Origin of the sequence: Acetobacterium tundrae, assembly GCF_008086615.1 — a bacterium.
Classification (GTDB): domain Bacteria; phylum Bacillota; class Clostridia; order Eubacteriales; family Eubacteriaceae; genus Acetobacterium; species Acetobacterium tundrae.
This window is the reverse complement of sequence record NZ_RXYB01000037.1, coordinates 1-10,756: the sequence shown is the minus strand read 5'-3', so window position 1 is coordinate 10,756 and position 10,756 is coordinate 1. Positions and strand designations below refer to the sequence as shown.

16 protein-coding genes are annotated in these 10,756 nt (G+C 39.4%); 5 read left to right on the top strand and 11 right to left on the bottom strand.

All coding sequences use genetic code 11. From position 1 onward, the window contains the following. Nucleotides 1–73: 73 nt before the first annotated feature. The 4 genes from FZC40_RS16480 to FZC40_RS17635 all read right to left on the bottom strand — a co-directional run bounded on the left by FZC40_RS16480 (nucleotide 74) and on the right by FZC40_RS17635 (nucleotide 1,655). The gene (locus FZC40_RS16480) at nucleotides 74–340 is read right to left on the bottom strand and encodes a response regulator (RefSeq protein WP_311135693.1); all 267 of its coding nucleotides are present in this window, start codon (nucleotides 338–340) and stop codon (nucleotides 74–76) included. Between the two features lie 2 nt (nucleotides 341–342). Further along, nucleotides 343–741 carry a hypothetical protein gene (locus FZC40_RS16475; RefSeq protein ID WP_148606369.1) on the bottom strand — a complete coding sequence of 133 codons (399 nt, stop codon included), beginning with the start codon at nucleotides 739–741 and terminating at the stop codon, nucleotides 343–345. Nucleotides 742–967: 226 nt separating this feature from the next. Beyond that, on the bottom strand, nucleotides 968–1,219 hold the full coding sequence (locus FZC40_RS16470) for a carbohydrate-binding domain-containing protein (protein WP_148606367.1): 252 nt from the start codon (nucleotides 1,217–1,219) through the stop codon (nucleotides 968–970). Beyond that, nucleotides 1,203–1,655: a carbohydrate-binding domain-containing protein gene (locus FZC40_RS17635; protein ID WP_148606365.1), complete on the bottom strand. Its 453-nt coding sequence runs from the start codon at nucleotides 1,653–1,655 to the stop codon at nucleotides 1,203–1,205. Before FZC40_RS17635 ends, FZC40_RS16470 begins: the two co-directional genes overlap by 17 nt. Before the next feature lie 290 nt (nucleotides 1,656–1,945). On the opposite strand from FZC40_RS17635, the gene FZC40_RS16460 reads away from it, so the two are divergent. From FZC40_RS16460 to FZC40_RS16445, 4 genes are read left to right on the top strand one after another with little or no spacing between them, the layout of a single operon-like run. Further along, nucleotides 1,946–2,152: a helix-turn-helix transcriptional regulator gene (locus FZC40_RS16460; protein ID WP_148606362.1), complete on the top strand. Its 207-nt coding sequence runs from the start codon at nucleotides 1,946–1,948 to the stop codon at nucleotides 2,150–2,152. An 11-nt stretch (nucleotides 2,153–2,163) separates the two neighbouring features. After that, nucleotides 2,164–2,613: a 4-hydroxybutyrate dehydrogenase gene (locus FZC40_RS16455; RefSeq protein WP_148606359.1), complete on the top strand. Its 450-nt coding sequence runs from the start codon at nucleotides 2,164–2,166 to the stop codon at nucleotides 2,611–2,613. Nucleotides 2,614–2,629: 16 nt separating this feature from the next. Next, on the top strand, nucleotides 2,630–2,818 hold the full coding sequence (locus FZC40_RS16450) for a hypothetical protein (protein ID WP_148606357.1): 189 nt from the start codon (nucleotides 2,630–2,632) through the stop codon (nucleotides 2,816–2,818). Between the two features lie 20 nt (nucleotides 2,819–2,838). After that, nucleotides 2,839–3,042: a hypothetical protein gene (locus FZC40_RS16445; RefSeq protein ID WP_148606355.1), complete on the top strand. Its 204-nt coding sequence runs from the start codon at nucleotides 2,839–2,841 to the stop codon at nucleotides 3,040–3,042. A gap of 127 nt (nucleotides 3,043–3,169) precedes the next feature. On the opposite strand, the gene FZC40_RS16440 is transcribed toward FZC40_RS16445, so the two are convergent. From FZC40_RS16440 to FZC40_RS17880, 7 genes are all read right to left on the bottom strand, one after another. Beyond that, nucleotides 3,170–4,024, bottom strand: coding sequence for an RNA polymerase sigma factor (locus tag FZC40_RS16440; protein ID WP_148606353.1), 855 nt, complete (start codon nucleotides 4,022–4,024; stop codon nucleotides 3,170–3,172). A gap of 165 nt (nucleotides 4,025–4,189) precedes the next feature. Beyond that, complete coding sequence (locus tag FZC40_RS16435; RefSeq protein WP_148606350.1) at nucleotides 4,190–5,572, bottom strand: sensor histidine kinase; 1,383 nt, start codon at nucleotides 5,570–5,572, stop codon at nucleotides 4,190–4,192. Further along, the gene (locus FZC40_RS16430) at nucleotides 5,563–6,222 is read right to left on the bottom strand and encodes a response regulator transcription factor (RefSeq protein ID WP_148606348.1); all 660 of its coding nucleotides are present in this window, start codon (nucleotides 6,220–6,222) and stop codon (nucleotides 5,563–5,565) included. The genes FZC40_RS16435 and FZC40_RS16430 overlap by 10 nt, the downstream gene beginning before the upstream one ends. A gap of 101 nt (nucleotides 6,223–6,323) precedes the next feature. Further along, nucleotides 6,324–7,067 carry a lantibiotic immunity ABC transporter MutG family permease subunit gene (locus tag FZC40_RS16425; RefSeq protein WP_148606346.1) on the bottom strand — a complete coding sequence of 248 codons (744 nt, stop codon included), beginning with the start codon at nucleotides 7,065–7,067 and terminating at the stop codon, nucleotides 6,324–6,326. Between the two features lies 1 nt (nucleotide 7,068). Then, entirely contained in the window at nucleotides 7,069–7,800 is a 732-nt protein-coding gene (locus FZC40_RS16420; RefSeq protein WP_148606344.1) for a lantibiotic immunity ABC transporter MutE/EpiE family permease subunit, read from the bottom strand. Nucleotide 7,801: 1 nt separating this feature from the next. Then, nucleotides 7,802–8,509, bottom strand: coding sequence for a lantibiotic protection ABC transporter ATP-binding protein (locus FZC40_RS16415; RefSeq protein WP_148606341.1), 708 nt, complete (start codon nucleotides 8,507–8,509; stop codon nucleotides 7,802–7,804). A 1,198-nt stretch (nucleotides 8,510–9,707) separates the two neighbouring features. Further along, on the bottom strand, nucleotides 9,708–9,785 hold the full coding sequence (locus FZC40_RS17880) for an ATP-binding protein (protein ID WP_311135695.1): 78 nt from the start codon (nucleotides 9,783–9,785) through the stop codon (nucleotides 9,708–9,710). A 440-nt stretch (nucleotides 9,786–10,225) separates the two neighbouring features. Here FZC40_RS17880 and FZC40_RS16405 point away from each other — a divergent pair, with 440 nt between their 5' ends. Next, nucleotides 10,226–10,738 (top strand): helix-turn-helix transcriptional regulator, encoded by a 513-nt coding sequence (locus tag FZC40_RS16405; protein WP_148606336.1) that lies wholly within the window; start codon nucleotides 10,226–10,228, stop codon nucleotides 10,736–10,738. The last annotated feature ends 18 nt before the right edge of the window (nucleotides 10,739–10,756 follow it).

Genomic DNA, 10,756 nt, shown 5'->3' with positions numbered 1-10,756 from the left:
ACCTTGGCTAACAGTACACTGAGCGAATACGGTTTCTTGATGATGTAATCATCTCCCCCGATGTTGAGTGCAATCAGTACATCGTCATCGCTTTGCCGGGCACTGATAAACAAAATGGGCACGTTTGTTTTTTTCGCAATTCCTTGCAGAGGGTAAAGCCACTGTCCTTGCCCAAATTGATATCAAGCAAAATCAGTTTAATGGTATTTGTCAAAACAACATCCATATAGCCCTCAAACGTTGTAACATAGGTACAGGTTATCCCAAACATTTCAAAATATTCACAAGTCGCTTTGGCAAGTTCAACTTCATCATCAACAATTAAACAATCCCAGTTCACGATTACTCCAATCCGTCTGACTTAGTCGACATTTTTAAATACTTCTGAATTTCCACTGAATCCTCTACCTCCAGGTCTTTTACCCCTGCCAAGCCCTCTAAATGATGAATAAATTCGTGTTTTAACTCGCTTCTTAACTGCTCTTTATACTCCGCTAACGGCACATTGCCAAAAGTTTGGACAAAAGAGCCGTAATAAATTGCAATAAAATTTTCCAACTGACCGCCACGATGATATTCCCCTAAAATAAATAAATCCTTGGCTTTGTTTTGGGGATGCAGTTTCACCTCTGCCTTTAAAACAATTCCGCCATTGAGTTCATTGAGTTCATTGTATAACTCCTGAGGAATTTCTTCAGCTATTTCATTTAACATGATTTCTGTTTCATCAATCGTGTACATTTCTGCCCTCAATTATTTTCTCAATCCGGTTGAATGCAATAACGATTCTCTAATAATTTTAAAAACGATAGCTTTTAAGGCTTTGCGAAAGTGTCATAACTTTCACTATTCCAGATGATTTTATCATAATGAGAACGGATTCGCACCCTGTTAATATTAACGAGCCTAAAAAAAGCATGTCTTCCTCTTAAGAAGCTCATGCTTTTTATTGTTTTACATCATTTTTTTATTGTTGCGGTTGCGCACCACCATGACCCGGGTCGCCCATTCCCGTCTGTCCATTGCTAGTTACCACCCCGGTTAGGGGAATTTCCACGGTCTGAACATATTCGGCGCTGTCGGTTAAAGTATTGACAGTGTTTTGGTTGAGTGTCACAAATACTTTATCGGCACTTTTAATATAGATTGGCGCATAATCGGCACAATTGATAGTTACGCCGTTCATGACAATCTGAATTTTATCATTGTCCCCCAGCATCTACTATAATCTGTCCATCGGATAATGTTCCGGTAACCACATAAGTCCCTTCCTGGCTAATCGTCAATACACTGCCGTTTGACGTTGCACCATCACCAGTTACCTGGATGCTGCCTCCATCCAACATTATATGAGTCGCCGTCTCATCATCATAGCTGGTCTCCACATCTCTATCTGTGAATTCCGGATCGACAGCAATTGTCGACGTCGGTGAGATAACGGCTGTTAAAACCGCTGTGGTGGTTGCCGTCTCTGTTGTTTCTGCTGTTTCTGCTGTGGTGTTCGTGCCGTTGAACTGCATCCGGTAAACACAACCATTACCAATAATAATAATGGTATTAAAAATTTTAATCTTTTCATTGAATTTCTTTCCTTCCTCTACGTAACTGAACTTTTTAAGAGGCTTTTCATATAAGTCAGAATAAAATTTAACCAATTTTTTTAAAATCTGCTCTATCTACCTGAAACCGTACAAATCATCCCTCAACGATTGCTTTATTTGCCTTATTATAACTGACTTATGTGATGCCTGTATGGATTTTTATTGAAATACTTATCTTCGTTCCAATTCACTTTTTTTTCCGGTTACAGTAGACCGGGCTTAATAAAAAAATAATACTCCATAATAATCAAGCTATATTTTTGCAAAGTTAACTTGACATTTTATGCAAAGCGAGCTATACTAATAATGCAAAGTATACTATGCATATTAATAGAAGGTGACAAATGAAAACACGGATAAAAGAATTACGAAAAGAGCGAAAACTATCCCAAGAAGAACTCGCACTGGAAGTGGGAACAACTAGGCAAACCATCACATCCATTGAAGTGGGCAAATATACTGCTTCCCTGGTGTTGGCGTACAAAATCGCCCACTATTTTGGACTAACGATTGAAGATGTTTTTGACTTTTCAAATACAAATGAATTTTAGGAGGCAGGATAATGGAAAAATTTAGAACTAAGATTAAACGAAGAATTGTACTTTCTTCAGGAATGGTATTGGTGACCGCGGTATTGGGATTTTATAGTATTTATTCATTGAATTATTCAGACAGTTCAACGATGTCTGATGGCTTTGTAACAGGTTTCCAGTTTGGTTTGATTATCGCCATATTTGGACTCGCTGTGATTGATATCATCAAGCTGAGCCTGGCCCTCAAGGATGATACAAAGCTCAAAGTGTTATACAATAAGGAGCATGATGAACGGTTAAAAGCTATTCGTAATAAAGCTGGCGCCCCAATGATTGTCATTACCTCCGTCCTCATGGTACTGGCCGCAATTATTGCCGGCTATTTTAACATCGTTGTTTTTTATACCTTGGTGATTGCGGTAATTGCACAACTCTCAATTAGTGCCATTGTTAAACTTATTTGTCTGAAAACCATGTAGCTGCGAGGTGAATTCAATGGCGCTTAAAAAATATTTATTCCCACTAACACTTCTAATCATGATCATTGCGCTGGGATTGATGTCCATTAATTGGTTCATTCTGCCTTTTCCCGATTGGACGGTGCGAATCATTGGTACGATTATGTTGTTTGATATAACGGTACTTGTATATTCCCTTAATCGATATCGCCGTAACCGTCAATAAAAAGAAAGAGAGACTTTAAAATGAAAAAAAACATGCGAAAAGAAACTAAAATCGGCATTTTACTTCTGGTATTATTCAATATCATCAATTTTATCGCGACTGATATTTCCCCCGAAATCCCCATGCTCCATTTTCTCCGTGGTGGATTAGCAGGGTTGTCCTTATGCCAAATTGTTATTGGTATCTTACCGGAAACCGCATATTTAAAACTGAAAAATTTTTAAAAAAGCTTGTAAAACAAAACCCTCAACAAATCTTTATCATGCCTCTGCTAGCTGTCTTCGATCTACAAAAAACAACCGGGCATCGTGATTGCCCCGGTTGTTTTATTCTTGCCATCGTGGTATGCCACTATGCCTGACTCATGATCGTTGCCATATTTTCAGAGCACAATATTTTTTGGAGAAAATCCTTTGCATTCTGAGGCGAACGATATTTTGGCAATTCTGCAAAAATTGCCGATTCGGTATCCATTTCTTCCATCGCCGCTAAATAGTCTAACGCCATAACTTCATCGGCTTTTTGAAGTTGCGTATACTCCAAATTAGCAGGATTTAAACGGTGATTTGTAATGGTATAACCAATCCGCTTTTTACAATTGCATTTTTCCGGTGAAGCAATACCGCAATACTGTTTCAGAAAACCGGCCATTTTTTTGCGAATCCGCAATAAGCGCTGGCGATATGCTTCCGGAGTAATTCCCAAAATCTCTCCACAAACCTTGCTATCTACCTTAAACATGATGCCCAAGACATAAATCAGTCGGCTTTCCGGATCAAGGCATTGGAGCATGACGTTGGTGCAGGACATTTTTAGTTCCTGGGTTAAAATTTCCACCTCGACACCATTCAGCATCTCTGGATTATTTTTTAAAAACCCGGCCTCGATATCCGCCCCATAAAACTCAAAGCTAAGTGGGGGTTGTTTTGCGAAAAATGACTTTTTGTAATTCAGCAGGTAATTGGTTGCGATTCGATACACCCAGGTCGAGAATGCACTTTCCTTCTTGAACGATGATAAACCCGTCATTATCTTGATTAGAATTTCCTGGGTTGCATCCTCAGCGTCATGGGGACTACCAAGCATCCGTAATGACAGATTATATACCATATCCTGCACACTGCCAAGCAATGTTTCCAACGCCTGTTTGTCACCATTAACGGCCAGTTCAATTTTCCCGTGCATATCCTTCATCTCATTTTTCATCCTATTCTCCTCCTTGAATTTTTTTAGGTGATTGCGCCAGTATTGTAATCATTTTTCTCTGTTTCGCAAACACTTAAATATCTTTCTATTAAATTAGACAACCCAACTTTATGCATTGTGACAATTTAATTTTTTATTTCCCAGAGGTTTTCATTCTTTTTTAACTCAAATTTCAATTGTTACTCTACCGCCACCAGTAGCAGGAGCGTTTTCGATTAAAAGTCTGCCGCCATGCTGCCTAGCAATGGAATCGGCAATAAACAAACCCATTCCATAATGTGCTTTCGAACTGCGACTAACATCGCCCTGATAAAATTGCTTAGTTGCATTTTTAAAATCTTCTAAAGAAAAACCTTTACCTGAATCAGTGATTTTAAAGCTTATTTTATTTTTCGCCATCGCAACAGAAACATAAATTGATCCCTGTATTGGCGAATAATCAACCGCATTCGACGCAATATTGATGATCGCACGTCCCATTAATAAGGGATCTAACTCGATAATTTCGGGCATATTGTTTTTCTTAAATTCAACGCTTAATTGTTTAACCGCTGCAAGCGCATTGATTTTGCTTTCCAAATCATCCAGAAATTCTCTGGTTATTATCTTTTCCATTTGCAGCACGTATCCGGCATCCGCCTTGGATATTTCCCCAAACATCTGCACATATTGTTCCATTTGATCAGCATTCTTAATAATATAATGGGTTAATTCTTTTTGTTCCTCGGTTTGCTCGGTGTCCTCCAACATTTCCGCGTTCCCCCGAATCACCGTAAGTGGTGTTTTAATATCATGGGTTAAGGCGGCAATCTGCATTTTTTTTGTCTGTTCATTTTTCCATTGGGTCTCGAGTGACTGTTTTAATTCCTTTTTCATGCTGCCCAAAGAATCTAATGCCACATCAATTTCCTGGATCCCACTTTTTTGAATTTCAAACTCGAGGTCTTTATTTTGTATTTTTTCCGTGACCTTTTGTAATGGCCGTAATCGCTGGCCCAGTTTTTTGCCAAACAGTCGCGAAAGAAATAGAATTGCCATCAAAAATGTCCCCAAAACAAACCAAAACAATACGATTTCCGGGGCCGGAAAATGTTCTTTCAAAAATGTCGAAGAAAACTGAGCAATGGCAGCATATTCCAAAATACAAATTTCATTCTGCCGTTCAATGGGAAAATAACAGGTGCCTGCTAAACCGGTACCAAGGATTCCCCCCGAAATACTTCTGCCATTCTGAATCATCTTCCAAGCAATCGCCGCTTCATTTTTGGTCATATCCCCAGCTAACAGCTCCTCCTGATCGCTGAAAACAGCATATTTACAGCCGGCGGGAATCATTTCCGGGGTCACCGATTCAGCCGTTGAAATGATTAACTTCTGATTTTGAATTTGTGCTTCTATGTCCGCCACTGATTGTATAAATCCCGTTCTTAATGCTATTGAAAGCAGACCTAAACCAATCAAAACAATCAAGATAAAGCCCCCAAAAATAATCAATAAATATTGCGTAAAGAACATCTGCAATCCAATTTTTTTTCGTTTTAATCCCATTTGTAGCCAATCCCCCAGACTGTTGAAATGGGTGTTATCGCATATAAAGCCAGTTTTGCCCGAATATTCTTAACATGCACCGCAATCGTAAAACTATCACCCTCGGCATCATATCCGCAAACGGCCTCATAAATCTGATCTTTCGAAAAAACTTGCCCGCGATTTTTAGCCAGATATTCACAAATTCCAACCTCTATTTTTGTAAACGCTATTTTCTTTTCATTAATTGAAATACTCTTAGCGGCAAGATTAAATTCCAAACCCGAGACCATCATCCGGTTGCGCTTTTCACGGTTCTCGCGTCGCAAGTGAGCATTGATCCGAGCCCGCAGTTCTGCGGTGCTAAACGGTTTTTTTATATAATCATCGGCCCCAAGACCAAACCCAGCGGTAACATCTACTTCCATCGTTTTCGCCGTCAGAAATAAAATCGGGCAGTCGATACTGCCACGAACCTGTTGACAAAATGAAAATCCGTCAGTTCCCGGCATCATCACATCCAGTAAAATCAAATCAAACTGATTTAGCTCCGCTAGCTTCATTTTTTCCGGTGTTTCCGCCGTGGTCACGCGATGGCCATCTTTTTCCAAGACCTTTTTCACCAACACCAAAATATCCGGTTCATCATCAATCACCAGTATTTTTGCCAAAACCTTCACCTCCTGTCACACTTCCCAGTATAATGGCCCCGACCCGATTATGCAACGCTTCGATTTAAATAACCGCAACCGTTTCGTAATTACCTACTTGCTTATTCAAATGATTTTCGGCCTTCCCAATTTTGAAACCAGCGCAAACTCACCAAAAAACCAATGCTGGCAACTACCAGCGCAATCACCAACCCTCTCACTATTTCAAAATTTCCAATCGGTGCACTTACAGGTTGATCCCAGATATAAACTAAATAATCACACAGACGCACACTCCACGCACAGGGGATGTAATACCATCTTCCATCTCCCAATCCGGTCAAGGCAAGGGCTGAAATCAAACTTTCACCAATCCCTAAACCAATCGATGCGCCCTTGCCATACTGAAAACTCACAAATAGATGCAAAATATAAAGAAAGCTATTGGCCGCCATCAGTATTCCGACTGTCTTTACATAAAATAACAGCGGTACCGTTTTAAAACCAACCGCAAAAATTCCCACCGTTAACACAACTGAAAATGTTTCCATTAAAAAAAGCAGTAAAAATTTGCTGCTATAGGCGATCGCCCGAGACTTTGTTCCACTTAACATCACCTGAAAGCCGCCGGCCTGGCATTCCTGGTCAATCGCTATCCCACAAATAAGACCAATCATCAGTGGAAAGCCAATCGAGATGGCCTCCAGAAATCCGCTTATTTTTGCCGTTGGTTCCCACGGACTTACCGAGTAATAAAACAAAAACAAACTTGCCACGGCCAGTGGGATCAGGCTGTGAATCCACAACATCGATGTGCGCCTGAATTTAAGATAATCAGAACTAAAACTACGCAGCAGCATTTTCATCTCACTTGACCTCCTGTCGGGAAAACCACCATGCCGTTACTCCCAGCACGATAACAAAGAATACCATTGAAAGCACCACTCCCAGCGGGATAACATTGGGATTTAACATCACATCCCCCACCGGTGCCAAGGTTCCGTTGGGCAGAATACCCAGCACTGGACACATCATCCGGGTGATCCAACTATAGGGACAAAGCCACCAAAACGATTTAGCAGCCGCGGCGATACCAAGGATGATTCCGCCGCCGACATTAATTAGAATCGCGGTCACTATGCCAAATTTTTTTGACAGAAAAAGGCACCACGGAATCTGCCAAAACGAAACAATAATGAGAATCAGCGTTGCTGTGATCATTTGCGTGACGGAAATGGTGGAGGATGTATTGTAAAAAATTTTTCCGGCAATCATGCCCACTAACAGGATTATATTTGCTACGGCAACGTAAATACCAGTCACGGTTACCTTTCCCAGCCAAATCTTTTTTAAGGAAATTGGTAATGCAAATACTGGCCGATATTTGAGCTTTTTTTCTTCGTTCTGATTGAGCAGTGCCGTTATCAAGGTGATAAATCCCGGCAAGATCATCGTGTACCACCAATTATAACCATTTTGGACAAAATATTGTCCCGATATAATTGCCAGCAACAACATAAATAGCGGTGCAATAAATACCATTTTTTTAGCAAATGTCCTTTTGGCTTTCAGGTTTTCGGCTTTGATAACATTGATCATTTTAAGCACCTACCCTTTGGCTTTTTGCCACCACTTCCATAAAAAGTGGTTCAAGATCTTCATCAGCATGAATCGGCGCTTGATAACCGAGAATACCATTGCTGATAATACCGATATGATCGGCAATCAACTCCACCTCTGAAAGAAGATGGCTTGATAAAATAACCGTTATCCCCTGTTCGGGAAATGATCGAATCAGCGCTCTCAAGTCTTGAATCCCGATGGGGTCCAGCCCATTGGTTGGTTCATCCAGAATCAGCAGTTTGGGATGGTTCAATAACGCAATAGCGATTCCCAGACGTTGCTTCATCCCCATCGAAAACTGACCAGCGCATTTTTTGCCGGTATTTGTTAAATTAACGGTCTGCAATACTTCATCAATGTGCGCATCTGGCAGCCCCAGCAAAAGGGTCCGAACTTTGAGATTTTCCGCTGCTGTCAGATTTTCATAAAGCGGCGCACTCTCAATCAATGCCCCAATATCCGCCAGATCATTTCTACTCCATAAATGGTCTTCAAAAATAATTTCTCCGCTGGTCGGATGTAACATTCCCGTTATCATTTTTAACAGTGTCGATTTTCCGGCTCCATTTGGGCCCAGCAAACCATAAATTGAATTTTTGGTAATTGAAATCGAAACCTCGTTGACCGCATCCTGGTTTTTAAATGTTTTAGTCAAATTTTTTGTTTGTAAAATATAAGCGTTCATCATTATCTTCCTTTCGTGTATCTGAACTTAACTATAGAAAGAAAGTTTAAAGATTTCATAAAGATCTTTTTGTAATCTGTTTTTATTGCCAAATAACGCAATAATGCACCCAATCCCAAACCCTGGAACTGTGTGCATCTCTTTTTTTATTTTTTATTGTTAGATAATCACTCGAACCTCAAATTTTTCGTGACATTCAGGACAATTAACCGTATGCTTTCCGCGTTTGATCGGTAACTTTAAGGTCTTTTTACATTTGGGACATTTGCGATAACAATGTACTCTAATTTCCTTTATTCGGCGCCAGAATATCAAACCAAATACTGAAAATAAAAACTGAATTGCATAAAAACTGATAAATAATTTTACAATCGTTCCAACTAGTGAAAAAAATAATGACCGACGACCAAACCCCTGTTTACCCTTTTGAATTTGAAGCACCCCCAAAAAGGAGAATCAAACACTGGAGCCGTTCCGAACCCCCTACACATATTTAAGCAATTTAGTTCTTTTTTATTTCTAATTATTCACTTTTACTATTCATTTAAAATAAAAAGCGACCAAATATTTCTATCTATCCGCTTTTATATTGCATTATATTCATATTTGGTGGAGGCGGACCGTACCGGTTCAAGGTGACAATTTGCATTAGTGATTATCGACATTGTTAATCTTAGTTAATCATTTATATATGGCGTTCCTCGAGTGTACCCTACCGTATGTACGACACAAATCAAGCGCAATAAGGGCTTTGATCAAAAACATTTATTGTTTTCACATCGTTTAATGATCCATTCACCAGATCGATTATTCCCTGCATACCGATGATTGCACATTTATCCTGTAACCCAGCCCTGATGCGTTTTACCAAACGGATGGATATTTTCATCTGGGCCTGAATATCTTTCTGTTCTGTTTTTTGATTTGTTTTAATAATAGCGAGAATCTGTTTTTCCTCAATCTCAGTCTTCTGATTGGTGCCAATAGTGCTAATGGTGCCAGAATTAGTGTCACCATTCCGATGCCTACGGTATAAATTTACTCTAAAATACCTTCAAGATCAATCAGCTTTGGCTCTCCTAAACCATATTCTCGGCATATTTGATGATTCGAGGAATATCACGTCCCCATTTCTCAATAATCTTCATGTAAGAAAATGCATTGCTGATTGCCAGATTGTGAATTTTTGAATCGACTTCTACATTTTTTCAATGGAAACCTCATTTAACAGTATCCCTGGCGAGGTGATCTCAAGCCGATTATCATACAATGTCACCTAGAAATAAGTATTTTAATCTATTAACTGATGTGTTCATAAATAATATCAGTCAATTCATTTGCTAATGCCGTTTCGGTGCAGTTGTTGAAAATATATTATTTTCTCTTTACGATCAAAATAACTCTCCCTTACCATTAAAATTATCTTTTTTTTGTTATACTGGCAGCTTGAACAACTCTATTCCAACGAAAAGGTATTATACTTCGACTTTTCGTCACCACCGTATAGCAGGTATTTTTTTGTTTCAGACGCTTTGGAGTCTTCATCAGGCAAAAACCGCTGAGAACTGACTTGCGTCAACTTCAGTGGTTTTTGCATTATAGGCTTTTGCATTGTCTCTGTTTCTTGTTGACAAAGAGAGAATATAGGACTAATATATATCGTATAAATACATATCGTCATGATATATAGCAATATGATATTAAAAGGAGAGTTGTATGACCGAGTATATTTTGCTGGGATTTTTGATGGAGAAAGACATGACTGGATACGATATGAAACAGCATATGAGTATGAGTACCTCCTATTTCGTTGATGCAAGTTTTGGAAGTATCTATCCATCATTGAAGCGGCTTAACAATAAAGGTTTCGTAGCATTAAAAGAAACCATTGAGAATGGGAAACTCAAAAAAACCTATTCGATCAACGAACAGGGCAAGGTGGAGTTTCTAAAGTGGCTAAGTTCTCCAATTATGGTGTCGAGGACCGACATTTCATCCGCTTTGGAGAAAATATTTTTCTTCCGCTATTTGCCACATGAGCAGTCCATTTTTCTCATTGAGCAATGTATCCATGACATTGACCGTTACAAAAATAGCCTTTTGGAACTCAAAAACAAAGTGGATCATGAAGCGGACCCATTTGGGCTTTGCACACTGGATTTCGGGATAGATTGTTACGACTTTGCTATGCACTGGTGTGAAGAGTATTTGATAAACAAAATGCGATAATCCGGGACGATGGCTGCC